This is a genomic window from Serratia sp. BNK-10 (genome assembly GCF_047456065.1).
GTDB classification, from domain to species: domain Bacteria; phylum Pseudomonadota; class Gammaproteobacteria; order Enterobacterales; family Enterobacteriaceae; genus Serratia; species Serratia ureilytica.
Genome location: NZ_CP179894.1, coordinates 3,603,011 through 3,628,244 on the forward strand (window position 1 = coordinate 3,603,011; position 25,234 = coordinate 3,628,244).

General features: G+C 62.1%; 16 protein-coding genes. 11 read left to right on the plus strand and 5 right to left on the minus strand.

Annotated elements, in window-relative coordinates; all coding sequences use genetic code 11:
• Positions 1 to 395: 395 nt before the first annotated feature.
• The 6 genes from ppk1 (at position 396) to ACMGG9_RS17440 (ending at position 9,985) form a co-directional block, all read left to right on the plus strand.
• Positions 396 to 2,459, plus strand: coding sequence for a polyphosphate kinase 1 (gene ppk1, locus ACMGG9_RS17415; RefSeq protein WP_033644044.1), 2,064 nt, complete (start codon positions 396 to 398; stop codon positions 2,457 to 2,459).
• 10 nt (positions 2,460 to 2,469) lie between these two features.
• The gene (ppx, locus tag ACMGG9_RS17420) at positions 2,470 to 4,020 is read left to right on the plus strand and encodes an exopolyphosphatase (protein ID WP_033632396.1); all 1,551 of its coding nucleotides are present in this window, start codon (positions 2,470 to 2,472) and stop codon (positions 4,018 to 4,020) included.
• Positions 4,021 to 4,201: 181 nt separating this feature from the next.
• Positions 4,202 to 4,384, plus strand: coding sequence for a YfgG family protein (locus tag ACMGG9_RS17425; protein ID WP_004941600.1), 183 nt, complete (start codon positions 4,202 to 4,204; stop codon positions 4,382 to 4,384).
• A gap of 103 nt (positions 4,385 to 4,487) precedes the next feature.
• The gene (gene mgtE / locus ACMGG9_RS17430) at positions 4,488 to 5,921 is read left to right on the plus strand and encodes a magnesium transporter (protein ID WP_004941597.1); all 1,434 of its coding nucleotides are present in this window, start codon (positions 4,488 to 4,490) and stop codon (positions 5,919 to 5,921) included.
• 185 nt (positions 5,922 to 6,106) lie between these two features.
• Positions 6,107 to 9,436 carry a diguanylate cyclase gene (locus tag ACMGG9_RS17435; protein ID WP_042785187.1) on the plus strand — a complete coding sequence of 1,110 codons (3,330 nt, stop codon included), beginning with the start codon at positions 6,107 to 6,109 and terminating at the stop codon, positions 9,434 to 9,436.
• Positions 9,437 to 9,631: 195 nt separating this feature from the next.
• Positions 9,632 to 9,985, plus strand: coding sequence for a DNA-binding protein (locus ACMGG9_RS17440; RefSeq protein ID WP_033644048.1), 354 nt, complete (start codon positions 9,632 to 9,634; stop codon positions 9,983 to 9,985).
• 6 nt (positions 9,986 to 9,991) lie between these two features.
• On the opposite strand, the gene alkA is transcribed toward ACMGG9_RS17440, so the two are convergent.
• The 3 genes from alkA to ACMGG9_RS17455 all read right to left on the minus strand — a co-directional run bounded on the left by alkA (position 9,992) and on the right by ACMGG9_RS17455 (position 13,641).
• Complete coding sequence (gene alkA / locus ACMGG9_RS17445) at positions 9,992 to 11,482, minus strand: DNA-3-methyladenine glycosylase 2 (RefSeq protein WP_164106909.1); 1,491 nt, start codon at positions 11,480 to 11,482, stop codon at positions 9,992 to 9,994.
• A 161-nt stretch (positions 11,483 to 11,643) separates the two neighbouring features.
• Positions 11,644 to 12,483, minus strand: a complete 840-nt coding sequence (locus ACMGG9_RS17450) for an oxidoreductase (RefSeq protein ID WP_142002798.1) — start codon at positions 12,481 to 12,483, stop codon at positions 11,644 to 11,646.
• A gap of 147 nt (positions 12,484 to 12,630) precedes the next feature.
• Positions 12,631 to 13,641, minus strand: coding sequence for an AraC family transcriptional regulator (locus ACMGG9_RS17455; RefSeq protein ID WP_033644051.1), 1,011 nt, complete (start codon positions 13,639 to 13,641; stop codon positions 12,631 to 12,633).
• 271 nt (positions 13,642 to 13,912) lie between these two features.
• Here ACMGG9_RS17455 and yegD point away from each other — a divergent pair, with 271 nt between their 5' ends.
• Together yegD and ACMGG9_RS17465 are read left to right on the plus strand one after the other, a co-directional pair.
• Positions 13,913 to 15,265 (plus strand): molecular chaperone, encoded by a 1,353-nt coding sequence (gene yegD, locus ACMGG9_RS17460; RefSeq protein WP_033651543.1) that lies wholly within the window; start codon positions 13,913 to 13,915, stop codon positions 15,263 to 15,265.
• A gap of 51 nt (positions 15,266 to 15,316) precedes the next feature.
• A complete protein-coding gene (locus tag ACMGG9_RS17465) occupies positions 15,317 to 15,883 on the plus strand; it encodes a GNAT family N-acetyltransferase (protein WP_033651544.1) in 567 nt (188 codons plus the stop codon).
• Here the strand turns inward: ACMGG9_RS17465 and ACMGG9_RS17470 are convergent.
• Both ACMGG9_RS17470 and ACMGG9_RS17475 read right to left on the minus strand, forming a co-directional pair.
• Positions 15,880 to 16,497: a pyridoxamine 5'-phosphate oxidase family protein gene (locus ACMGG9_RS17470; protein WP_033651545.1), complete on the minus strand. Its 618-nt coding sequence runs from the start codon at positions 16,495 to 16,497 to the stop codon at positions 15,880 to 15,882. The genes ACMGG9_RS17465 and ACMGG9_RS17470 overlap by 4 nt on opposite strands.
• A 60-nt stretch (positions 16,498 to 16,557) precedes the next feature.
• Entirely contained in the window at positions 16,558 to 17,511 is a 954-nt protein-coding gene (locus tag ACMGG9_RS17475; RefSeq protein ID WP_042785189.1) for an aldo/keto reductase, read from the minus strand.
• Positions 17,512 to 17,780: 269 nt separating this feature from the next.
• On the opposite strand from ACMGG9_RS17475, the gene ACMGG9_RS17480 reads away from it, so the two are divergent.
• From ACMGG9_RS17480 to mdtC, 3 genes are read left to right on the plus strand one after another with little or no spacing between them, the layout of a single operon-like run.
• Positions 17,781 to 19,034 carry an MdtA/MuxA family multidrug efflux RND transporter periplasmic adaptor subunit gene (locus ACMGG9_RS17480; RefSeq protein WP_414161596.1) on the plus strand — a complete coding sequence of 418 codons (1,254 nt, stop codon included), beginning with the start codon at positions 17,781 to 17,783 and terminating at the stop codon, positions 19,032 to 19,034.
• On the plus strand, positions 19,034 to 22,153 hold the full coding sequence (locus ACMGG9_RS17485) for an MdtB/MuxB family multidrug efflux RND transporter permease subunit (RefSeq protein WP_033644058.1): 3,120 nt from the start codon (positions 19,034 to 19,036) through the stop codon (positions 22,151 to 22,153). The genes ACMGG9_RS17480 and ACMGG9_RS17485 overlap by 1 nt, the downstream gene beginning before the upstream one ends.
• Positions 22,150 to 25,230 (plus strand): multidrug efflux RND transporter permease subunit MdtC, encoded by a 3,081-nt coding sequence (gene mdtC / locus ACMGG9_RS17490; RefSeq protein WP_342174252.1) that lies wholly within the window; start codon positions 22,150 to 22,152, stop codon positions 25,228 to 25,230. Before ACMGG9_RS17485 ends, mdtC begins: the two co-directional genes overlap by 4 nt.
• The last annotated feature ends 4 nt before the right edge of the window (positions 25,231 to 25,234 follow it).

Consider the following 25,234-nt stretch of genomic DNA (forward strand, 5'->3'; position numbering starts at 1 on the left):
TGTCTCGCTGTCGCTGATGTAATCGGGCTTACGCCGTAAGATAACCGGGCATCTTATGTCAGTTTTATGACGTTTGCATGACAAAGTTACCCGACTCAACCCAGGTTTTTTACACTGCCAACAGACAATATGAATTTGATATATTGCTGAAAAATGACCATAAACACGCTTTATAACGCCAAGAATAAGCCTGCTAACCGTCATTTCATGCTGATCGTTTCACTGCCGGGCATCCCGCCGCGGGGAAAATTTATTGTCGGCGAAAAACGCCGCGCGCCAACGCAATGGATATGTTGGACTTTCCTGTCAATCTCTCGCAATAATGATGAAGGACACTAGAGCGGCATCCGGGCGCTGCGTCCCGGATCCTATTCTAAAATTGAACTGGAGTGGCAATGGGTCAGGAAAAGCTCTACATCGAAAAAGAACTAAGCTGGTTATCCTTTAATGAACGCGTGTTGCAGGAAGCCGCAGATAAGAGCAATCCCCTGATTGAACGAATGCGTTTTCTGGGCATTTACTCCAACAACCTCGACGAGTTCTATAAAGTCCGCTTCGCCGATCTCAAACGCCGCATCCTGATCAGCGAAGAGCAGGGCTCCGCCGGCGCCTCGCGCCACCTGCTGAAAAAGATCCAGGCCAAGGTGCTGAAAACCGATCAGGAATTCGACGGGCTGTACAACGATCTGCTGCTGGAAATGGCGCGCAACCAGATCTTCCTGATCAACGAACGCCAGGTGTCCGAAAACCAGCAAATCTGGCTGCGCCAGTATTTCAAACAGCATCTGCGCCAGCACATCACGCCGATCCTGATCAACCACGACACCAATCTGGTGCAGTTCCTGAAAGACGATTACACCTATCTGGCGGTGGAAATTATCCGCGGCGCGCGCACCGACTATGCGCTGCTGGAAATCCCGTCGGACAAAGTGCCGCGCTTCGTCAATCTGCCGCCGGAAGCGCCGCGCCGCCGCAAGCCGATGATCCTGCTGGACAACATTCTGCGTTACTGCCTGGATGAGATTTTCAAAGGCTTCTTCGACTACGACGCGCTCAACGCCTATTCGATGAAGATGACCCGCGACGCAGAGTACGATCTGGTGACCGAAATGGAATCCAGCCTGCTGGAACTGATGTCCTCCAGCCTGAAACAGCGCCTCACCGCCGAACCGGTGCGCTTCGTTTATCAGCGCGACATGCCGAACGAGATGGTGGAACTGCTGCGCGGCAAGCTGGGCATCTCCAACTACGATTCGGTGATCGCCGGCGGCCGCTATCACAATTTTAAAGACTTCATCAGCTTCCCGAACGTCGGCAAGGCCAATCTGGTCAACAAGCCGCTGCCGCGCCTGCGCCACATCTGGTTCGACGGTTTCCGCAACGGCTTCGACGCCATTCGCGAAAAAGACGTGCTGCTCTACTACCCGTACCACACCTTTGAGCACGTGCTGGAGCTGCTGCGCCAGGCGTCGTTCGATCCGAGCGTGCTGGCGATCAAAATCAACATCTACCGCGTGGCGAAAGACTCGCGCATCATCGAATCGATGATCCACGCCGCGCACAACGGCAAAAAGGTCACGGTAGTGGTCGAGCTGCAGGCGCGCTTCGACGAAGAGGCCAACATTCACTGGGCGAAGCGCCTGACCGAAGCCGGCGTACACGTAATCTTCTCGGCGCCGGGGCTGAAAATCCACGCCAAACTGTTCCTGATTTCGCGCCGTGAAGGCGATGAAATTGTGCGCTATGCTCATATCGGCACCGGCAACTTTAACGAAAAAACCGCGCGCATCTATACCGACTATTCGCTGCTGACCGCCGACTCGCGCATCACCAACGAAGTGCGCCGGGTGTTCAACTTTATCGAGAACCCCTACCGGCCGGTCACCTTCGACAACCTGATGGTGTCGCCGCAGAACTCGCGCCTGAAGCTGTATGAGCTGATCGACAACGAAATCGCCAACGCCCAGGCCGGGGAACAGGCCGGCATTATGTTGAAAATAAATAATCTGGTGGATAAAGGGCTGGTAGATCGGTTATATACCGCGTCCGGCGCCGGCGTGAAGATCCGCCTGCTGGTGCGGGGCATGTGTTCCCTGATTCCCAACCTGCCGGGGATCAGCGACAATATTCAGGTGATCAGCATCGTCGATCGCTTTTTGGAACACGATCGGGTTTACGTTTTCGACAACAAAGGTGACAAACGGGTGTATCTGTCCTCCGCCGACTGGATGACCCGCAACATAGATTACCGTATCGAAGTGGCGGTATCGCTGCTGGATCCGGCGCTGAAACAGCGCGTTCTGGACATTCTGGAGATCCTGTTCAGCGATACGGTCAAGGCCCGTTATGTGGATAAAGAACTGAGCAACCAGTACGTGCCGCGCGGCAACCGCCGCAAAGTGCGCGCCCAGGTGGCTATTTACGAGTATTTAAAAGCTCTGGAACAACCAGGACAGTAGGCCAGCAACTATGCCGCTAAAAAACACTGCAACGAACAAACCGCAGGAAATCGCCGCCATCGACCTCGGGTCGAACAGTTTCCACATGGTGATCGCCCGCGTCGTCAACGGCGCCTTACAGGTATTGGGCCGTTTAAAACAGCGGGTGCACCTCGCCGACGGATTGGACAGCAACAACGTACTCAGTGAAGAGGCGATAGAACGCGGCCTGGCCTGCCTGGCGCTGTTTGCCGAACGGCTGCAGGGCTTCCCGGCGGATAACGTCACCATCGTCGGGACCCACACCCTGCGCCAGGCGGTGAACGCCGAAGTGTTCCTCAAGCGCGCCGCCAAAGTGATCCCCTACCCGATCGAAATCATCGCCGGCCAGGAAGAAGCTCGCCTGATCTTCATGGGCGTGGAGCACACTCAACCGGAGAAAGGCCGCAAGCTGGTGATCGACATCGGCGGCGGCTCGACCGAGCTGGTGATCGGCGAAGACTTCGAGCCGCTGCTGGCGGAAAGCCGCCGCATGGGCTGCGTCAGCTTCGCCCAGCTGTTCTTCCCCGGCGGCGAGATCAGCAAAAACAACTTCCGCCGCGCGCGGCTGGCGGCGGCGCAGAAGCTGGAAACGCTGGCCTGGCAGTACCGCATTCAGGGCTGGCAGTACGCGCTGGGCGCCTCGGGCACCATCAAGGCCGCCCACGAAGTGCTGGTGGCGATGGGAGAAAAAGACGGTCTGATCACCCTCGAACGCCTGGAAATGCTCGCCGAACAGGTGCTGCAGTTCAAAAGCTTCAGCTCACTGAGCCTGCCGGGGCTGTCGGAAGATCGCCAATCGGTGTTCGTGCCGGGGCTGGCTATTCTGTGCGGCGTGTTCGATGCGCTGGCGATCCGCGATCTGCGCCTGTCTGACGGTGCGCTGCGCGAAGGCGTGCTGTATGAAATGGAAGGCCGCTTCCGCCACCAGGACATCCGCAGCCGCACCGCGAAAAGCCTGGCCGATCACTACAACATCGACCGCGAACAGGCCAAGCGGGTGCTGGAAACCACCGAACTGCTCTATTCGCAGTGGATGGCGCAAAACACCAAGCTGGTGCATCCGCAATTGGAAGCCCTGCTGAAATGGGCCGCCATGCTGCACGAAGTGGGGCTGAGCATCAACCACAGCGGCATGCATCGCCATTCGGCTTACATTCTGCAAAACTCCAATCTGCCTGGCTTTAACCAGGAACAGCAGCTGCTGTTGGCGGCGTTGGTGCGTTTCCACCGCAAGGCGATCAAGCTGGAAGAGCTGCCGCGCCTCAACCTGTTCAAAAAGAAACACTACCTGCCGCTGATCCAACTGCTGCGTCTGAGCACCCTGCTCAACAACCAGCGCCAGTCGACCACCACGCCGGAAACGCTGCGCCTGACCACCGACGACAACCACTGGACGCTGCGCTTCCCGGCCGGCTACCTGGCGCAAAACAACCTGGTGCAGTTGGACTTCGAGCGCGAGCAGGCCTACTGGAACGACGTCGTCGGCTGGAAGCTTCTGATCGACGAAGAAGGTTCGCAAGACGAACAACGCTCCGCCTGATCCCCCGCCCCCTGCCAGCCAGGGGGTTTTTCTTTCCGCCCCCGCTCCGCCAACCTAAACGAAACCCTAATACGGCGCGCCGCTCGCCGGAAAAAAATGGACAACTTTTGTCATCAGCGCCTAAAATCCGGTTACAAATTCTCGAGCGAATAACACAGGACACCGGCATACCGGGTGATATATGCGCAAGAAAACCACCGGACAGATGACGAAGATAGTGTTGTTTATCAGCTTTATCATTTTAGTCGGCCGACTGCTGTACGCCGCCGTGGTGGCGGTGCCTCATCATCAGGAAAAAAAGCAGGCCGCTGCGCAAAACGCCGCCGAAGTCAGCGCGCCGCAACAGGACGCCTCCTCTGAATAACCGCCGCGCCCCGTCCGTTTCATAAAAATGACTCCGGCACTCGCTATGCTCTATCTTTTAATGAGCCTGCGTCAGGAACGCCGAGCGCCCGTTAAGGAACACCATGTCAGCCGCAACCCATAACGTCAAAAAAGTCGCTGAACACCGCCAGCGCATTCTCACTCTGTTGTTGAACAATAAGGAATTGGTCGACGGCATTCTCGGCCGGCCAGGGGATGAACACGCCCTCAGCCAAAGCGAACTGCTGAACCAAACGGCGGAAATTACCGGCCTGCTTGACGACATGCACGCCGCCGACCTGGCGGACCTGCTGGAAGCGCTGCCACAGGACGAGCGCATGGCACTGTGGCGGCTGGTGGGCAACAGCAAGCGCGGCCAGACGCTGGTGGAAGTCGCCGAACCGGTCTGGGACAGCCTGATCGAAGAAATGAGCGATAAAGACCTGCTCAAAGCGATCAAAACGCTGGACGTGGATGAACAGGCCTATCTGGCGCAATACCTGCCGCGTAACCTGATGGGCCGGTTGCTGACCTCGCTGGAGCCGGAGCAGCGCGCTCAGGTGCGCGAGATGAGCCAGTACGCCAAAGACAGCGTCGGCTGGATGATGGATTTCGAACTGGTGACGGTGCGGCCGGACGTCACGCTCGGCGCGGTGCACCGTTTTTTGCGCATGCGCAAAACCATTCCCGACGCCACCGATAAACTGTTCGTCACCGATCGCAAAAATACCCTGCTGGGCGAACTGCCACTCACCGCGGTGCTGCTGAACGACCCGGAAATCCCGGTACGCGAAGTGATGGACAGCGACCCCGCCACCTTTCAGCCTGAGGACAAGGCCGATGAAGCGGCCGGCGCGTTCGAACGTTATGACCTGATCAGCGCCCCGGTGGTTGACGCCAAAGGCAAACTGATGGGCCGCCTGACCATCGAAGAGATCGTCGACGCCGTCAACGAAGAGAGCGACACCAACCTGCGCCGCATGGGCGGTTTAAGCCCGGAAGAAGACGTGTTCGCCCCGGTCAGCAAAGCGGTCAAAACCCGCTGGGCCTGGCTGGCGATCAACCTCTGCACCGCATTCATCGCCTCGCGGGTGATCGGCCTGTTCGAGCACACCATTTCCCAGCTGGTAGCGCTGGCGGCGCTGATGCCGATCGTCGCCGGCATCGGCGGCAACACCGGCAACCAGACCATCACCATGATCGTGCGCGCGCTGGCGCTGCACCAGATTGAAGTCGGCAACATCTCGCGCCTGATGCTCAGAGAGCTGGGCGTCGCCATCATCAACGGCGTGGTGTGGGGCGGCATCATGGGCGTGATCACCTGGCTGCTGTACGGCGACGCGGCGATGGGCGGCGTGATGACGTTGGCGATGCTGCTCAACCTGCTGCTGGCGGCGCTGATGGGCGTGGTGATCCCGATGACCATGCTCAAACTGGGCCGCGACCCGGCGGTCGGCTCGAGCGTGCTCATCACCGCGCTGACCGATACCGGCGGCTTCTTCATCTTCCTCGGCCTCGCCACCCTGTTCCTGCTGTAAGACGCTCAAAGCCGGCCCCGCGCCGGCTTTTTCGTCATTCTGTCGCCGGGTTTGCGCTAACGCAGTAAAGTCGGCCCTCCCGGTAGGTTTTCCTCCCGCGCTGTACTACCCTTTTTCAATAAATCATCTTGATTCATCCACGTCATGAATCCAATCACAGGCAGAGGTCATCGGTAAGGATGTCTATGGATATCAGCGCGCCGAACGCGTTCGGCACACACAAAGGCGTTATGCTGACACATTCTCTGTTCGTGGCGCTGGCGACATTTTTGCTCGCCTTGCTGAGCCTGTCGTTATCCAGTGAGGCTCATCACTTCACGCCGCTGTGGTTCCCGACCGCCGCCGCGATCGCCGTGCTGTATCGCCATCCCCCGCGTCATTGGGGTTTACCGCTGCTGGCCAGCGGCACAGGCATCGTGCTCGCCAGCTTCCTGCTGTTCGGCCTCAGCGCCATTCCCGTCAAGCTGGCCGCCATCAACCTGCTGGAAGCGGCAGTGTGCGCTCTGCTGCTGCGCCGCACGCTGCCGGCGATCGATCCGCTGAGCGATCTGGGCTGTTGGCTGCGCTTCGTGGTCTGCGCGGTGATATTTACCCCATTGTTCAGCGCGCTGCTGGCCGCCGGACTGACGCCCACGCCGGACCAAACGTTTTGGCAATCGTTCGGCACCTGGTTCATCTCTGAGGCGATAGGGGTGCTGTCGCTGGCGCCGCTCGGGCTCACCTATCACCGCCGCCTGTTGGCCGGGCTGAATCCGTATCCGCTGCTATTGACCCTGATGGGCTCGCTGGCCTTCAGCTATCTGGCGCTGACACATCTGCCCTTCCCCTTTACCTTCGTCATCCTGCCGCTGCTGTGGGCGGCTATCGCGCTGTCGCGCTTCGAAACCTTCACCGTCTGTTTCTGCACTCTCTTGCTGATCACCGTCCTGCTGTCGCTGGGCCTGCTGCGCCTTCAGTCTTCCCAGCACACTTTCCTGGGCGAACTCGGCCTCTATCTGCCGATGTTGCTGATCCTGATCCCGGCGCACGCCATGGCGATGGTGATGCACACCTTCCGGGTGGAAAAGCAACATATCGTCGAGAGCGAAAGCCGCTTTCGCAGCGCGCTGGAGTATTCCGCCATCGGCATGGCGCTGGTGTCGCCGGAGGGCAAATGGCTGCAGGTTAACCAGGCGCTGTGCAAGCTGCTCGGCTATCCGCCCGAAAGACTTTATCGCCTGACCTTTCAAGAGATCACCCACCCGGACGATCTGAACGCCGACCTGACCCAACTGCACGAACTGCTCGACGGCCATATCAGCAGCTACACCATGGAGAAGCGCTATATCCGCAGCGACGGCCAGACGGTTTGGGCGCTGCTGGCGGTCTCGCTGGTGCGCGACGGCGAAGGCCGGCCGTTGTACTTCATCTCTCAGGTGGAGGACATCAGCGACCTTAAGCGCAGCGAGGCGGAGAACAACCGGTTGGTGGAGCGCATCACGCTGGCCAACCAGGTGGGCGGCGTCGGCATCTGGGAATGGGTGATGAGCCAGGAAAACTTCACCTGGGATCAGCGCATGTTCGAACTCTACGATCTCACCCCCGACCAAACGCCGACGCTGGCGTTGTGGCGCACCCTGCTGGTGCCGGAAGATCGCGAGCGCACCGATCGCGAGCTGGCCGAGATCCTGGCGCAGCCGCGGCCATTCATCATGGAGTTTCGCATCACTACGCGCAGCGGCAAAGTGCGCCATATCCGCGGCCAGGGCAACGTGATCCTCGACGATCAGGGCCGGCCGCTGCGCCTGATCGGCACCAATATCGACATGACCGAGCTCAAGAGCCTCGCCGAGGCGCTGCACGAAGAGAAAGAGCGCCTGCACATCACCCTCGACGCCATCGGCGAAGGGGTGATCTCCACCGACAGCCACCTGCGCATCACCTTTATGAATCCGGTGGCGGAACAGATGTGCGGCTGGCCGCTCGAATTGGCGATCGGCATGCCCGTCGCCGGCGTGGTGCGCCTGACCAACGGCAAAGACGGCCCGGAAATCGAAAACCTCACGCAATACCCACGGCAATGGCCGGCGGATTATGCGCTGGTGCTGCACAGCCGCGACGGGCGTTATTTCGACGTACAGCAGTCGGTCTCACCGCTGAAAACCCTCGACGGGGAAACCATGGGCGCGGTGATGGTGCTGCAGGACGTCACCGCCTCGCGCGAACTGATGAAAAAACTCAGCTACAGCGCCTCGCACGATGCGCTGACCGGATTGCCGAACCGCACCCGCTTCGAGAAACAGCTGAAAGCGGCGATCGTCGCCGGCGGGGAACCGTCATCGCCGCATTCACTGGTGTTCCTCGATCTGGATCGGTTCAAGGCGGTGAACGACACCGCCGGCCATGCGGCGGGCGATGCCCTGCTGCGGGACATCGCCCAGCTGATGCGGCATCAGCTGCGCCATAGCGATTGCCTGGCCCGGCTGGGCGGCGACGAGTTCGGTCTGATCCTGTACGACTGCCGGCTGGAACAGGCCAAATCGCTGGTGCAGCAAGTGGTTAATCAAATCAGCCAGCACCCGTTCTACTGGGAAGGGAAGATTTACCGCGTCGGCGCCAGCGCCGGCATCACGCGCATCAGCGCCGACGCCAAAAGCAGCGAACTGCTGGCGCAGGCCGATATCGCCTGCTACACCGCCAAGCACCAGGGGCGCGGCCAGGTTTATCTGTACGAAACGCGGCAGAAACAGCTGCTGGAGCGGCAGCACGAGGTGCTGAGCCTGCAGGAAGTGCAGACGATCATCAGCGAGGGGCAACTGCGGCTGCTGACTCACGCGGTCGCGCCGCCGGCGACGCCGCTGTCGGCCGCGTTTCACCAGGTGAAGCTGCAGGTGATGGCGCCGGACGACCGCCCGCTGTCGCACGAGGCGTTCATCGCCGCCGCGCAGCTGTACGGCCTGATGCCGGACATCGACCGCTGGACGGCGGCGCAACTGCTGGTGAAATATGCCGACGACATCAAACGCAAAGGGCTGTCGCTCGCGCTGCCGCTGGCCATCGACAGCCTGCTGAGCGCCGACTTCCAGCGCTACCTGACTGAAACGGTGCGCGCTTCCTCGCTGCCGCCGCAGGCGCTGCTGTTCAGCGTCGATGAGGCCGCGATACTGGAGCACGCCGCGCAGTGTCGGGCATTTCTCCGCGAACTGCAGCAGCAGGGCTGCCGGCTGATCGTCAACGGCTTCGGGCATAACATCAATGCGTTCGATGAGCTCAGCGATCAGAGGATCGACATCATTCGCATCGATGAGCGCTTTATCACCAACGTGCACTGCAACCAGATGGACGAGCTGATGGTCTCGATGCTCAACGGCGCGGCGCATCGCATTAAAGCGCAGACCTTCGCCGGACCGGCTCACCAGCCGGTGACGCTGCAGGCGCTGCGCGACATTGGCGTCGATCTGGCGGACGGCGACCAGGTGGCGCTGGAGCAGCCGCTGGCGGTGTTGCTCAGCGACGGCTATTTCGGCATCCGTTAACCCTCTCCCCCCACTCAGGCGCCGTCTCCCGGGCGGCGCCTCGCATCTCGTTCGTTACATGATATTAACCAAGACAAGATTAGTGATATAAATAACACCTGAAGCTTAAACGATTAAGTAAGATGAAATCCCCATGCGAACATCGACGTATCCGTTGATTTTCCTCGACAGGTGATGGCTCAGAGACAAGGGACTATGGAAAAGAAATGGTTTTCCGCCAGGGAACTGATGGGTAAGGCGGGGTTGCCCTCAACCCCGCAGGGGGTCAATTTGATGGCCCGGCGCGAAGGCTGGGTCAGTCGCCGCCGCAGCGGCGTACAGGGCAAAGCGCTGGAATACCATATCGACAGTCTGCCGTTCGGCGCGCGCAGCCTGTCAGCGTTGCGCGAAACCGACCATCCGGATTACGACGTCAAACGTCAGGATCCGGTACGGGTCTGGATCGAGTATTACTATCACCTCACGCCGGCCGAACGGGAAAAGCTGCTGGCGTTCCTGATGCGTGAAGGCATGAGCCGCCTGCTGCAGCTGATCGAGTCTCCCCGCTAGCCGCGTTCAACTCTCCGCTTCCGGCGCCCAGCCGCCGTTGTGCCACAGATGCAGCGTGGCGTAAGAGCGCCACGGGCGCCAGCGCTCGGCGTAGCGTTCAATCTGGCGCGGCGTCATGCCGGGGAAACGCTGTTTGATCAGGTAGTCGCCGGCCAGGAACACGTCCGGCCACGACCAGGCGCGCATCGCGATATAGCTGGCGGTCCAGCTGCCGATGCCCGGCAGCGCGGTCAGCGCCTTGATGCCCTGTTCGATGTCCAGCACGTTGTCGAGCTGCAGCCGCCCTTCCCCCAGCGCGCGGGCGATCTCGATCAGCGCCGCCGCGCGCTTCACTTGCACCCCGAGCGGGCGCAGTTCTTCAGGCTGCAGCTGCGCCACCCGTTCTGCCGTGGGGAAAACGTGGGTGATGCCCTCATGCGGCGTCGCCAGCGCTTCGCCCCAGCGTTCGGCCATCCGCCCGGCGAAGGTCGCCGCCATTTTCACGCTGACCAACTGCCCCAGCACCGCACGCGCCGCCTGCTCGAAACTGTTCACGCAGCCCGGCAGGCGCAGCCCCGGCGCATCGGCCGCCAGCGAGCCCAGCGCCTCATTGATGCGATCCGGCGCGGCGTCCAGATCAAACAGCAGGCGCACCCGGCGCAACACCTCCGTCGTCACCAGACTGAGCGTCGGCGCAATCTCGACCCGAACCCGATTGCTCGCCTCTTCCGGCTGCACGCTGAGCCAGCCGCGGTGTTCCGTGCCGCCCTGGCTGACGGCGATCGAGCGCAGGTAGCGGCGCCCCTCGACCCGCTCCACGCCCTGCACGGCGCGCGCCTGCAAGAAATTCAGCATGCGCGCCCAGTCATAGGGCGGCCGATAGCCCAGGTGAAACACCAACCCGCTGGCGGCGGCCCGTTCACCGCGCGCGCCGCCGCTGCGCAGCGCCGACGGGATCAGGCGGTAACGCGCCTTGAACAGCTCGTTGAAACGCCGCAGGCTGCCGAAACCGGCGGCGAACGCCACCTCGCTGAGCGGCAGATCGGTGTCCGCCAGCAAGCGCTTGGCCTGCAGCAACCGATGCGACTGCGCGTAGTCGATCGGCGAAGCGCCAAACTGTTCGGCGAAGATGCGCCGCAGATGGCGATCGGAAATGCCCAGCCGCGCCGCCAGCGCTTCGCAGCTGTGTTCGGACAGATACCCCTGCTCGATGAGCTGCACCGCTACCTGGGCATAGCGGTTGCCCAGATCGATCAGCGCCAGGCCGGGCGCCAGTTCCGGTCGGCATTTGAGGCAGGGGCGAAACCCCGCCAGTTCAGCCGCCGCCGCGCTCGGATAAAAGGTGCAGTTTTCCAGCTTTGGCGTGCGGGCGCTGCACACCGGACGACAATAGATGCCGGTGGAAGAGACGCCGACGAAAAAACGGCCGTCGAATTTGCGGTCACGCGCGCGCAGCGCGTCGTACAACGCTTGCTGTTGAGTATTCATGGCAACGCTCGGGTTCGGTTTTTTCTGCATTATGGGACTCGGCTAGCGCGCTGACGTGCGGAATTCGGACATTAAGTTACGCACCTTCCCACCGTCCAGATTAGCGATTGTCTTTAATGATTATGCGTCTGAACAGCGTTCAGACGCACCATTTTCACCGCCACCGACATAAAGCCCCGCTGCCCGACGACTTATTGCCCCTGGCGCGGTACCCCCAATGCCCGGCGCATCAGCCCATCGAAGGCGCGATCGGACAACAAGCGCCGCAGAAAAATCAGCGGTTTCGCGCCAAACCCCACGGCATAGCGCGTTTTCGGACGATGGGCGGCGACGGCTTTGGCTATCGTATCGGCAATCACGCTCGGCGGCGATTGCCGTTTCTTGCTGGCGTCGCTGACCATGGCGTGGGCGACAGCGTGAGCCTGAGCGGCGTACTCGCTCTGGCCTGAAACGCCGATCAGTTTTTCCGCGGCGATATCCGCCCATTCACTCTGGATGCCGCCGGGTTCGATCACCACGACGTCGATGCCGAAAGGTTGCACCTCCATGCGCAAACAGTCGCTGATGGCCTCCAAGGCGAATTTGGTGCCGTGATACCATCCGCCCAGCGGCGTATGTATTTTCCCGCCCATCGACGTAATATTGATGACGGTGCCGGAGCGCTGCGCTCGCATGTGCGGCAAAATCAGCTGCGTCAGCCGAACCGCACCGAACACATTCACATCAAATTGAGCGCGAGCCTCATTCGCAGAAACGTCTTCAATAGCGCCATAGGAGCCGTAACCGGCGTTATTGACCAGCACATCGATACGCCCCGTTTCGGCGATGATGGTCTTTACCGCCTGCGCCATGGAAGCATCGTCGGTGACGTCCAACGGCAAAACGCGAATGCCGGCGGCAGCCAGAGCCTGCATGCGTTCAACCCGACGGGCGGCCGCATAAACGGTGTGCCCGCGCTGTTTTAACGTAACGGCGGTGGCTTCGCCAATACCGGACGAGGCGCCGGTCACCAGGATCACTTTGGACTTCATACTGACTGCTCCTTATTAGGATGATTGCGTTGGCGACTGCCTGCGCAGTCTGTATGTTGTCCACTTTAAGCGACGGCCTCTGCCGCAACCATGTCGAACCGCGCCAATCAACTCGCAGAATGCGCCAACGTGAACAGCGCCTCTCGGCTAATTCAGCCGCATCGCCTGGCGAGCCGCTTCCGGCGTTTGCCCTGTCCATTCGTGAAAGGCGCGGAAGAAAGAGTTCGGCTCTTCAAAACCGAGCAAAAAGGCAATCTCTCCGCTGGTAAGGGTCGAATGCTTAAGATAGTGGCGCGCCAATTTTTCCCGGGTGCCGTTGCTCAGCGAACGAAAACTCTCGCCCTCATCTTCCAAACGCCGCTGCAGCGTCCGGCGGCTCATGCCCAATCTTGCCGCCACCGCGTCGATGCCGGCGGTATTGCTGGGAATCAACTCCAGCAGCACCGCACAAACGCGCTCTCCGGTGGTTGCCGTGGCGTCCAGTTCACTGAGGCGACGACGCAGCTCGGGTTCGAAAACGCGCCACATGCCCTCATTCACTGTCAAAAAGGGACGCAAGGCATCTGCGGAGGAGAAAGTAATGCCCGGCCCTGCCCCAGGCGTTACCGCGCAGCCGAAGAAGGCTGCCAAGGGGCGTGAAAGGGCTGCAGGCGGCAGTTCAGGCAAGGTGATACGGCGCGCTTTTACCGGTTCGCGCGTGGCAAGCTGCGCCAGCCGAACATAAAATGCCAGCTCAGCCACCAGTAAAGACGCCGGTACCGCCTCCTCCGCCAACAACCAGCGGGGTGAAATCGTCATTTCGCCTTCAGGGCCGATGGCGAGCTCCAGGCTCATCGGCGCCGTAAGTTGCTTGTATTTCGCTAACCGCTGGACAGCTTGCGCCAGATTGGCGCTGCACAGGGCGGCGAATATCGGAGGGTCAAACGATTCCGTTGACATCAGCGCAACGATTTTCAACGGAAACAACGGGTCACCCGTTCCTTCCTCCATCGCGCGCCAGAAGCGGAAATATTCTTCCGTAGTGATCCCTTCAGCGGTGCGTGACAACAGATCTTCAGGCAATGCAGCCCGGCGTAAAACATCCGTCGGCTGGAGCCCCAGATCTTTCAGCAGGGTTCTCCAGCCGATATTCATGAGAAAGGTCGAGTTGCGCGTCATGAAATCCTCATCACAGAGTCATAGGGCAAGGCATTCCCCGCTCGGAATACCTGTTGAGTATAAAGAAGTGGCGTGCGTCTTGATGGGCGAAGCACGCCATTTTCATAGCCGACTGTGCCATTGCTGCGGCTTGAGCGTTATCCGCACCGAGAAAGTTCGCGCACGCCGCCGCGCCCGCTAAATTTTTCGACACTCGCGCATTGGCGCATTGCCCGCCGGCCCCGTCTCGGGTAAAGTCGCCCCCCTTCATTGGCATGGGGACAAAAAAGAGATGTTTATTGGATTCGATTACGGGACAGCCAACTGTTCCGTTGCAGTGATGCGCGACCACGGCCCCGAGCTGTTGACGCTGGAAAACAACGCGCCCTATCTGCCTTCGATGCTGTGCGCGCCGACCCGCGAAGCGGTGAGCGAATGCCTGCACCGCCATTGGCAGATCCCGACCGGCAGCGAAGAAAACCAGCAGCTGCTGCGCCGCGCCATCAGTTACAACCGCGAAGAAGACATTCCGGTCAACGGCGACAGCGTGCTGTTCGGCCTGCAGGCGCTGGCGCACTATATGGAAGATCCGGAAGAGGTGTACTTCGTGCGCTCGCCGAAGTCCTTCCTCGGCGCCAACGGCCTGAAACCACAGCAGATCGCGCTGTTCGAAGACCTGGTGTGCGCCATGATGTTCCACATCAAACGCCAGGCGGAAAATGTGCTGCAAACCGGCATCGATCAGGCGGTGATCGGCCGACCGATCAACTTCCAGGGCATCGGCGGCGACGAAGCCAACCGGCAGGCGCAGGGCATTCTGCAACGCGCCGCCGAACGCGCCGGTTTCAAGGACATTGAATTCCAGTTCGAGCCGGTGGCGGCGGGGCTGGACTTCGAAGCGACGCTGAGCGAAGAGCAAACCGTGCTGGTAGTGGACATCGGTGGCGGCACCACCGACTGCTCGGTGCTGCTGATGGGGCCGCAGTGGCGCAACCGCGCCGATCGCCAGCAGAGCCTGCTGGGCCACAGCGGCTGCCGGGTCGGCGGTAACGATCTGGACATCATGCTGGCCTTCAAGCAGCTGATGCCGCTGTTCGGCCTGGGCGGCGAAACCGCGAAAGGCATCGCCCTGCCGGCGCTACCTTACTGGAACGCGGTGGCGACCAACGATGTGCCGGCGCAAAACGATTTCTACAGCACCGCCAACGGCCGCGTGCTGCGCGATCTGATCCTCGACGCGGCGGAGCCGGAAAAGGTCAAGCGCCTGCTGAAAGTGTACCAGCAGCGCCTGAGCTACCGATTGGTGCGGGCGGCCGAAGAGAGTAAGATCGCCCTGTCCGGCCAAACGGCCATCAGCGCGCCGCTCAATTTCGTGCAGGCCGATCTGGCGGAGAACATCAGCCAGGATCAGCTCGCCGACGCCATCTCGCAGCCGTTGATGCGCATTCAGGAGCAGGTCAGCGCCGCGCTGGCCAGCAGCCAGACCGCGCCGCAGGTGATCTACCTGACCGGCGGCAGCGCGCGTTCGCCGCTGCTGCGCGCCGCGCTGCAACAGCAGCTGCCGGGCATTCCGATCGTCGGCGGCAACGACTTCGGCTCGGTCACCGCCGGGCTGGCGCGCTGGGCGCAAACGCTGTTCCGTTGACAGCCCGCGGGCGCGGCTCGCCGCGCCCTTGTTCATTGGAGGCTATGCATCATGTCGACCATCCTTACCCTCGACAGCGCCAGGCTACGGCTGCGCCCCTGGCGCGACGACGACCTGCCGGCCTTCGCCGCGCTCAACGCCGATCCGCAGGTCATGCGCTATTTCCCGGCGACGATGACGGCCGAGGAAAGCCGCGCGCAGGCCGAACGCATCCGCGCCTTCCTGCAACAGCACGGCTGGGGGCTGTGGGCGGTGGAAGTGAAAAGCGGCGCGCCTTTTATCGGTTTTGTCGGGCTGGCGCGGCCGGGCGACGATCTGCCTTGCTCCCCCTGCGTGGAGATCGGCTGGCGGCTGGCGGCGGCCCACTGGGGCAACGGCTACGCCGCTGAGGCGGCGCGCGCCGCGCTGGCGTGCGCCTTCGACACGCTGCATTTGCCGGAAGTGGTGTCCTTCACCGCCGAAGATAACCAGCCGTCGCGCCGGGTGATGACGCGCATCGGTATGCGCTTCGACGGCGAAACCTTCCTGCACCCGCGTCTGCCGGCGGGCCATCCGCTGCAAAAGCACGTCTTGTACCGGCTGAACCGACAAACGTGGCGCGAACGCCACGGCGATTAATACAGCGTATCCTTCAGCCGCTGCGGCAGCGCGCTGTCGTACTCCTCACCATCGAAGCGCGTTTGGCTCACCGCAGCCAAAATATGGCCGGGGCTGGGCAGCGCCGAACGCTCGAGGCGGCTGGCCTCTTCCCATAACCCCGAACGCAAGATCGCCCGGCTGCACTGGAAGAACACCGCCTCCACCCGAATGCGCAGCACCGAACGCGGCAGCTGGTTACGGTGGGCGAAACGCTGCAACACCGCCGGCGCCACCACGATCTCCGCCCGCCCGTTAATCCGCAGCGTTTCGCCGATGCCGGGGATCAGCAGCAGCAGCGCCACCCGGTTGTCGTGCAGGATATTGCGCAGGCTGTCGATGCGGTTATTGCCGCGCCGATCCGGCAACAGCAGGGTTTTCTCGTCTTCGATATGAATGAAACCGGCCGGATCGCCGCGCGGCGAGACGTCCATGCCGTCCGGCCCCACCGTCGAGAGGGCGGCGAACGGCGCCGCCTCGATAAACGGACGGTACGCCGGGTGGATGTAGCTGACTTCTTTAAAAACCGAGGGCGCGGCGGGCTTGCCGTACAGCTGTTCCAGCGCCGCGAGGTCGTTGATGATATCGCCAGACATTGCAGTTTCCTGAATGAGTCATATGACCCCTTCAGCATAGAGCAAAATCGCCGGCGGCTCTTACTCGGCGCTGGCGTGGTTCAGCGTCTGAATGTCGTCCGCATCCAGCGTCAGACGCGTGGCGCTGACCAACTCATCCAGCTGCGACAACGAGGTGGCGCTGACGATCGGCGCGGTGATGCTCGGGCGCGCGATCAGCCAGGCCAGCGAGACCTGCGCCACAGAGACGCCGTGTTTGCCCGCCACCTGATCCAGCGCCGCCAGGATGCGGAAACCGCGCGGGTTCAGGTAGCGTTCGACGATGCGATCGCCGCGCTGACTTTTGCCCTCATCCGCTTTGCTACGGTATTTGCCGGTCAGAAAGCCGCTGGCCAGCGCGAAGAAGTTGATCACCCCGAGGCCATGGCGCTGCGCCACCCCCTCCAGCTCGGCTTCATACCCTTCGCGCGCATACAGATTGTATTCCGGCTGCAGGGTTTCGTAGCGCGCCAATCCGTTGCTCTCGCTCACCCGCAGCGCTTCTTCCAGGCGATCCGCCTGATAGTTGGAGGCGCCGATCGCCCGCACCTTGCCGGCCTTAATCAACGCATCGAACGCCGCCAGCGTCTCTTCCAGCGGCGTATCGCGGTCATCGTCATGCGACTGATAAAGATCGATATAATCGGTTTGCAGGCGCCGCAGCGAATCTTCCACCGCCTGCTGAATATAGCGCGGCGACAGACCCTGTTTGCCTTCGCCCATCGGTTTACCCACCTTGGTGGCGATGATCACCTGGTCGCGCTTGCCGCTCTTCTTCAGCCATTCGCCGATGACGGTTTCCGATTCGCCGCCCCGGTTGCCCGGCGCCCAGCTGGAATAAACGTCGGCGGTATCGATAAAGTTGAGCTGATTGTCCACCAGCGCATCCAGCAGGCTGAACGAGGTCGCTTGATCCGCCGTCCAACCGAACACATTGCCGCCAAAGGTCAACGCCGGCACCTGAATGCCTGAGCGGCCCAATTCTCTGTTGCTCATCACCTGCTCCTGTGGGAAAAGATTCGCGGGTTAATTATTAGCGCCAACCAGGATAGAACGCTAAAACGGATTGGCTATAAGCTGAAACAAATCTCTTATAAACATAGCACGCTCAAATCACCCACTTATTAGGACAATGCTGACGGTTCCTCCATATTTCCTTCATTTTTATGCCGTCCCCGCTGGCTAAACTAGTATCCTGTAAGGAGTGTCATTTTTGTGGCAATGAGTGCCCGCACCCCTGCCTTTTGGAGAGAATTTTCGCCGCCATGAATGCAAAACCCCAACGCCGTTCCCTGATGCCGCGCCTGCTGGTTGCGGCCATCCTGGTCATCGCCGCCGTCTTCGCCTGGCGTTATTTTAACGCCGCTCAACCGTCGGCCGGCACGGCCCCGGGCGCGCAGCAAGCCGGCGGCAAAGCGGGGGCCGGTCGCGCGGCGGGCGGGCGGCGCGGCGCGCCGATGTCGCCGGTGCAGGCCGCGACGGCCACGCAACAGACGGTGCCGCGCTATCTTTCCGGCTTGGGCACCGCCACCGCCGCCAATACCGTCACCGTCACCAGCCGGGTCGACGGCCAACTGATGGCGATCCACTTTACCGAAGGCCAGCAGGTCAAAGCCGGCGATCTGCTGGCTGAAATCGATCCCCGGCCGTTCCAGGTGCAACTGACCCAGGCGCAGGGGCAGTTGGCGAAAGATCAGGCCACGCTGGCCAACGCCCGACGCGATCTGGCGCGCTACCAGCAATTGGTGAAAACCAATCTGGTTTCCCGTCAAGAGCTGGATACGCAGGCCTCGCTGGTGCAGCAAACCGAAGGCGCCATCAAAGCCGATCAGGGCGCGGTCGACAGCGCCAAACTGCAGATCACCTACAGCCGCATCACTGCGCCAATCGACGGCCGCGTCGGGTTGAAACTGGTCGACGTCGGCAACTACGTCACCAGCGGCAGCACCACCGGTTTGGTGGTGATCACGCAGACGCACCCGATCGACGTGGTGTTCACGCTGCCCGAAGGCAACATCGCCGATCTGCTCAAGGCGCAAAAAGCCGGGCCGGTGAGCGTCGAAGCCTGGGATCGCACCAACCAGAACAAGCTGACGACCGGTTCGCTGCTGAGCCTGGACAACCAAATTGATACCGCCACCGGCACCATCAAGCTGAAAGCGCGCTTCGCCAACGAAGACGACGCGCTGTTCCCCAACCAGTTCGTCAACGCGCGGCTGCAGGTGGATACCCTGCACGATGCGGTGGTGATCCCGACCGCCGCGCTGCAGATGGGTAACGAAGGCAACTTCGTCTGGACGCTCAGCGAAGACAACAAGGTCAGCAAACACCGGGTCACCGCCGGCGTGCAGGACAGCCGGCAGGTGGTGATCAGCGCCGGCCTCAACGCCGGCGATCGGGTGGTGACCGACGGCATCGATCGCCTGACCGAAGGCATGCAGGTGGAAGTGCTGGCGCCGAACGACGCGCCTGCGGCGTCAAAAGCCAAGCGCGAACCTGACGTTCAGAGGAAGTCCTGATGCAGGTGATGCCACCGACCCGCGGCGGCGGCCCTTCCCGCCTGTTTATCCTGCGCCCGGTCGCCACCACCCTGCTGATGGTGGCGATACTGCTGGCGGGGATCATCGGCTATCGCGCGCTGCCGGTTTCCGCGTTGCCGGAAGTGGACTACCCGACCATCCAGGTGGTGACGCTGTATCCCGGCGCCAGCCCGGACGTGGTCACCTCCGCCATTACCGCGCCGCTGGAACGCCAGTTCGGCCAGATGTCCGGCCTGAAGCAAATGGCGTCGCAAAGCTCCGGCGGCGCCTCGGTGGTGACGCTGCAATTCCAGCTGGCGCTGCCGCTCGACGTCGCGGAGCAGGAAGTGCAGGCGGCGATCAACGCCGCCACCAACCTATTGCCGAACGATCTGCCCTACCCGCCGATTTACAGCAAGGTTAACCCGGCCGATCCGCCGATCCTGACGCTGGCCGTCACCTCCACCGCCATGCCGATGACGCAGGTGGAAGACATGGTGGAGACGCGCGTAGCGCAGAAAATCTCTCAGGTGACCGGCGTCGGCCTGGTGACCCTGGCCGGCGGCCAACGCCCGGCGGTGCGTGTAAAACTGAACGCCGCGGCGGTCGCCGCCTATGGCCTGAACAGCGAAACCATCCGCACCGCCATCAGCAACGCCAACGTCAACTCGGCGAAAGGCAGCCTGGACGGCCCGACCCGCTCGGTCACCCTGTCCGCCAACGACCAAATGAAATCCGCCGACGACTATCGCCAGCTGATCGTCGCCTATCAGAACGGCGCGGCGATCCGCCTGCAGGATATCGCCACCATCGAACAAGGGGCGGAAAATACCCGACTGGCTGCCTGGGCCAACCAGCAGCAGGCGATCGTGCTGAACATTCAGCGCCAGCCCGGCGTCAACGTCATCACCACCGCCGACAGCATCCGCGAAATGCTGCCGACGCTGATTAAAAGCCTGCCCAAGTCGGTCGACGTCAAGGTGTTGACCGATCGCACCACCACCATCCGCGCCTCGGTCAGCGACGTGCAGTTCGAGCTGCTGCTGGCGATCGCGCTGGTGGTGATGGTGATCTACGTGTTCCTGCGCAACGTGCCGGCGACCATTATCCCCAGCGTGGCGGTGCCGCTGTCGCTGGTCGGCACCTTCGCCGCCATGTATTTCCTCGGCTTCTCCATCAATAACCTGACGCTGATGGCATTAACCATTGCCACCGGTTTCGTGGTGGATGACGCCATCGTGGTGATCGAGAACATCTCGCGCTACATCGAGAAAGGGGAAAAACCGCTCGACGCCGCGCTGAAAGGGGCCGGCGAGATCGGCTTCACCATCATCTCGCTGACCTTCTCGCTGGTGGCGGTGCTGATCCCGCTGCTGTTCATGGGCGACATCGTCGGCCGCCTGTTCCGCGAGTTCGCCGTGACGCTGGCGGTGGCGATTTTGATCTCCGCCGTGGTATCGCTGACGCTGACGCCGATGATGTGCGCCCGCATGCTCAGCCACGAATCGCTGCGCAAGCAGAACCGCTTCTCCGCCGCCTCTGAGCGCTTTTTCGAGCGCGTGATCGCGCGATACGGCCAGTGGCTGAAAACGGTGCTTAACCACCCCTGGCTGACGCTCGGCGTGGCCGTGGGCACCCTGGCGCTGACGGTGTTGCTGTACCTGCTGATCCCGAAAGGCTTCTTCCCGGTGCAGGACAACGGCATCATTCAGGGCACGCTGGAGGCGCCGCAGAGCGTTTCGTTCAGCAATATGGCCGAGCGCCAGCAGCAGGTCGCGGCGCAGATCCTCAAAGATCCGGCGGTGGAAAGCCTGACCTCGTTCGTCGGCGTCGACGGCAGCAACGCCACGCTCAACAGCGGCCGGCTGCAGATCAACCTGAAGCCGCTGAGCGAACGCAGCGACCGCATTCCGGCGATCATCAGCCGGTTGCAGCAGCAAACGGCGCAGTTCCCCGGCGTGAAGCTGTACCTGCAGCCGGTGCAGGATCTGACCATCGATACCCAGGTCAGCCGCACCCAGTACCAGTTCACCCTGCAGGCGATGTCGCTGGACGATCTCAGCCTGTGGGTGCCGCAGCTGATGGATGAGCTGAAACAAACCCCGCAGCTGGCGGACGTCACCAGCGATTGGCAGGATCAGGGGCTGGTCGCCTACGTCAACGTCGATCGCGATTCGGCCTCGCGCCTCGGCGTCACCATGAGCGACGTGGACAATGCGCTGTACAACGCCTTCGGCCAACGCCTGATCTCCACCATCTACACCCAGGCCAATCAATACCGGGTGGTGCTGGAGCACGACGTCAGCGCGACGCCGGGGCTGGCGGCGCTCAATGAGATCCGTCTGAGCGGCAAGGACGGCGCCGTGGTGCCGTTGAGCGCCATCGCCAAAATCGAAGAACGTTTCGGCCCGCTGTCGGTCAACCACCTCGACCAATTCCCGTCGGCCACCGTCTCGTTCAACGTCGCCGCCGGCTACTCGCTCGGCGAAGCGGTAGACGCGGTCACCCAGGCGGAAAAAAATCTCGCCATGCCGAAAGACATCACCACCCAATTCCAGGGCGCGACGCTGGCCTTCCAGGCAGCGCTCGGCAGCACGCTGTGGCTGATTTTGGCGGCGGTGGTGGCGATGTATATCGTGCTGGGCGTGCTGTATGAAAGCTTCATTCATCCGGTGACCATCCTCTCCACCCTGCCGACCGCCGGGGTCGGCGCGCTGCTGGCGCTGATGCTGGCCGGCAGCGAACTGGACGTGATCGCCATCATCGGCATTATCCTGCTGATCGGCATCGTGAAGAAGAACGCCATCATGATGATCGACTTCGCGCTGGCGGCGGAACGCGAACAGGGCTTATCGCCGCGCGACGCCATTTATCAGGCCTGCCTGCTGCGTTTCCGGCCGATCCTGATGACCACGCTGGCGGCCTTGCTCGGCGCGCTGCCGCTGATGCTGAGCACCGGCGTCGGCGCGGAGCTGCGGCATCCGCTGGGCGTCTGTATGGTCGGCGGCCTGATCATGAGCCAGATCCTGACGCTGTTCACCACGCCGGTGATCTACCTGCTGTTTGACAAACTGGCGCGCAACACGCATCGCCAGCCGGATACGCAGGAGCTGCCGTGAAATTCTTCGCCCTGTTCATTCACCGGCCGGTGGCCACCACCCTACTGACGCTGGCCATCGCCATCAGCGGCGCGATCGGTTTTCGCCTGCTGCCGGTGTCGCCGCTGCCGCAGGTGGATTTTCCGGTGATTTCGATCAGCGCGTCGCTGCCGGGCGCCTCGCCGGAAACCATGGCCTCCTCGGTGGCGACGCCGCTGGAGCGCGCGCTGGGCCGTATCGCCGGGGTCAATGAAATGACCTCGATGAGCTCGCTCGGCAGCACCCGGGTGATTTTGCAGTTCGATCTCAGCCGCGACATCAACGGCGCCGCGCGCGACGTGCAGGCGGCGATTAACGCCGCGCAAAGCCTGTTGCCGACCGGCATGCCGAGCCGCCCCAGCTATCGCAAGGTCAACCCTTCCGACGCGCCGATCATGATCCTGACGCTGACGTCGGACACCTACAGCCAGGGGCAGCTTTACGACTTCGCGTCCACCCAGCTGGCGCAGAAGATCAGCCAGACCGAAGGCGTCGGCGACGTTTCCGTGGGCGGCAGCTCGCTGCCGGCGGTGCGCGTGGAGTTGAACCCTTCGGCGCTGTTCAATCAGGGTGTTTCGCTGGATGCCGTGCGGCAGGCCATCAGCAACGCCAACGTGCGCCGCCCGCAGGGCGCCGTCGAAAACCCGCAGCAACGTTGGCAAATCCAGGCCAACGACGCGCTGAAAACCGCCGACGCCTACCGCCCGCTGATCGTTCATTACAACAACGGTTCGGCGGTGCGGCTCGGCGACGTGGCCGAGGTCAAAGATTCGGTGCAGGACGTGCGCAACGCCGGGATGACCGACGCCAAGCCGGCGATCGTTCTGGCCATCAGCCGCGCGCCGGACGCCAACATCATCGAAACCGTCGATCGCATTCGCGCCGAGCTGCCCGCGCTGCAGGAAAACATTCCGGCCGCAATCTCGCTCAACGTCGCGCAGGATCGCTCGCCGACCATTCGCGCGTCGCTGGCCGAGGTCGAACAGTCGCTGGCGATCGCCATCGGGCTGGTGATCCTGGTGGTGTTCATCTTCCTGCGCTCCGGCCGCGCCACGCTGATCCCGGCGGTCGCCGTGCCGGTGTCGCTGATCGGCTCGTTCGCCGCCATGTACCTGTGCGGCTTCAGCCTCAACAACCTGTCGCTGATGGCGCTGACCATCGCCACCGGCTTTGTGGTGGACGACGCCATCGTGGTGCTGGAAAACATTTCCCGCCACGTCGAGGCCGGCATGAAACCGATCAACGCCGCGCTGCTGGGCGCGCGGGAGGTCGGTTTCACCGTGCTGTCGATGAGCGTTTCGCTGGTGGCGGTGTTTATCCCGCTGCTGCTGATGGCGGGCCTGCCCGGCCGGCTGTTCCGCGAATTCGCCGTCACCCTGTCGGTGTCGATCGGGCTGTCGCTGATCGTCTCGCTGACGCTCACGCCGATGATGTGCGCCTATCTGCTGCGCCACCAGCCGGCGCGTTCGCAGCGGCGCGCGCGCGGCTTCGGCAAAATGCTGCTGGCGCTGCAGCAGGGATACGGACGCTCGCTGAACTGGGTGCTTGGCCACTCGCGCTGGGTGCTGGCGGTGTTCCTCGCCACCATTGCGCTCAACGTCTGGCTGTATATCAGCATCCCGAAAACCTTCTTCCCCGAACAGGATACCGGCCGCCTGATGGGCTTTATCCAGGCCGATCAGAGCATCTCGTTCCAGGCGATGCGCGGCAAACTGGAAGATTTCATGAAAATCGTGCGCGAAGATCCGGACGTGGAAAACGTCACCGGCTTTACCGGCGGCTCGCGCACCAACAGCGGCTCGATGTTCATCTCACTGAAACCGCTGTCGGTGCGCAGCGACGACGCGCAGAAAGTGATCGCCCGCCTGCGCGCTCGCCTGGCCAAAGAACCGGGCGCCAGCCTGTTCTTGATGGCGGTGCAGGATATCCGCGTCGGCGGCCGCCAGGCCAACGCCAGCTACCAATATACGCTGCTGGCGGATGACCTCGCCGCGCTGCGCGACTGGGAACCGAAGATCCGCGCCGCGCTGGCGGCATTGCCCGAGCTGGCGGACGTCAACTCGGATCAGCAGGATAAAGGCTCGGAGATGGATCTGGTCTACGATCGCGAGACCCTGGCGCGCCTCGGCATTTCGGTGTCCGACGCCAACAACCTGTTGAACAACGCCTTCGGCCAGCGACAGATTTCGACCATCTATCAACCGCTCAACCAATACAAAGTGGTGATGGAAGTGGCGCCGCCTTACACTCAGGACGTCAGCTCGCTGGACAAAATGTTCATCATCAACAACGAAGGCAAGGCGATACCGCTCTCCTACTTCGCCAGTTGGCGACCGGCCAACGCGCCGCTGTCGGTCAACCATCAGGGGCTGTCCGCCGCCTCGACCATCTCCTTTAACCTGCCGGACGGCGGCAGCCTGTCGGACGCCACCGCCGCTGTCGAGCGCACCATGACTCAGCTCGGCGTGCCGTCCACGGTGCGCGGCGCCTTCGCCGGCACCGCCCAGATGTTCCAGGACACCCTGAAGTCGCAGCTGATCCTGATCCTGGCGGCGATCGCCACGGTGTATATCGTGCTCGGCGTGCTGTACGAGAGCTATATCCATCCGCTGACCATCCTCTCCACCCTGCCTTCCGCGGGCGTGGGGGCGCTGTTGGCGCTCGAGCTGTTCGGCGCGCCGTTCAGCCTGATCGCGCTGATCGGCATCATGCTGTTGATCGGCATCGTGAAGAAAAACGCCATCATGATGGTCGACTTCGCGCTCGAGGCGCAACGCAACGGCGGCATCAGCGCCCGCGAGGCGATTTTCCAGGCCAGCCTGCTGCGCTTCCGGCCGATCCTGATGACCACGCTGGCGGCGCTGTTCGGCGCGCTGCCGCTGGTGTTGACCAGCGGCGACGGCGCGGAGCTGCGCCAGCCGCTCGGCATCACCATCGCCGGCGGTCTGGTGATGAGCCAGCTGCTGACGCTGTACACCACGCCGGTGGTCTATCTTTACTTCGACCGGCTGCAGGCGAAGTTCCGCCGCAACAAGCAGCTGGCCCCGCTGCCGCACTAATGGC

What these genes read in the sequence shown, in the direction of transcription:
- ppk1 (WP_033644044.1), top strand. Translation starts at nt 396, where the DNA reads ATGGGTCAGGAAAAGCTCTACATCGAAAAAGAACTAAGCTGGTTATCC.
- alkA (WP_164106909.1), bottom strand. Translation starts at nt 11,482, where the DNA reads ATGCAGAAAAAACCGAACCCGAGCGTTGCCATGAATACTCAACAGCAA.
- ppx (WP_033632396.1), top strand. Translation starts at nt 2,470, where the DNA reads ATGCCGCTAAAAAACACTGCAACGAACAAACCGCAGGAAATCGCCGCC.
- ACMGG9_RS17465 (WP_033651544.1), top strand. Translation starts at nt 15,317, where the DNA reads ATGTCGACCATCCTTACCCTCGACAGCGCCAGGCTACGGCTGCGCCCC.
- yegD (WP_033651543.1), top strand. Translation starts at nt 13,913, where the DNA reads ATGTTTATTGGATTCGATTACGGGACAGCCAACTGTTCCGTTGCAGTG.
- ACMGG9_RS17440 (WP_033644048.1), top strand. Translation starts at nt 9,632, where the DNA reads ATGGAAAAGAAATGGTTTTCCGCCAGGGAACTGATGGGTAAGGCGGGG.
- ACMGG9_RS17435 (WP_042785187.1), top strand. Translation starts at nt 6,107, where the DNA reads ATGGATATCAGCGCGCCGAACGCGTTCGGCACACACAAAGGCGTTATG.
- ACMGG9_RS17425 (WP_004941600.1), top strand. Translation starts at nt 4,202, where the DNA reads ATGCGCAAGAAAACCACCGGACAGATGACGAAGATAGTGTTGTTTATC.
- ACMGG9_RS17480 (WP_414161596.1), top strand. Translation starts at nt 17,781, where the DNA reads ATGAATGCAAAACCCCAACGCCGTTCCCTGATGCCGCGCCTGCTGGTT.
- mgtE (WP_004941597.1), top strand. Translation starts at nt 4,488, where the DNA reads ATGTCAGCCGCAACCCATAACGTCAAAAAAGTCGCTGAACACCGCCAG.
- ACMGG9_RS17485 (WP_033644058.1), top strand. Translation starts at nt 19,034, where the DNA reads ATGCAGGTGATGCCACCGACCCGCGGCGGCGGCCCTTCCCGCCTGTTT.
- ACMGG9_RS17470 (WP_033651545.1), bottom strand. Translation starts at nt 16,497, where the DNA reads ATGTCTGGCGATATCATCAACGACCTCGCGGCGCTGGAACAGCTGTAC.
- ACMGG9_RS17475 (WP_042785189.1), bottom strand. Translation starts at nt 17,511, where the DNA reads ATGAGCAACAGAGAATTGGGCCGCTCAGGCATTCAGGTGCCGGCGTTG.
- ACMGG9_RS17450 (WP_142002798.1), bottom strand. Translation starts at nt 12,483, where the DNA reads ATGAAGTCCAAAGTGATCCTGGTGACCGGCGCCTCGTCCGGTATTGGC.
- ACMGG9_RS17455 (WP_033644051.1), bottom strand. Translation starts at nt 13,641, where the DNA reads ATGACGCGCAACTCGACCTTTCTCATGAATATCGGCTGGAGAACCCTG.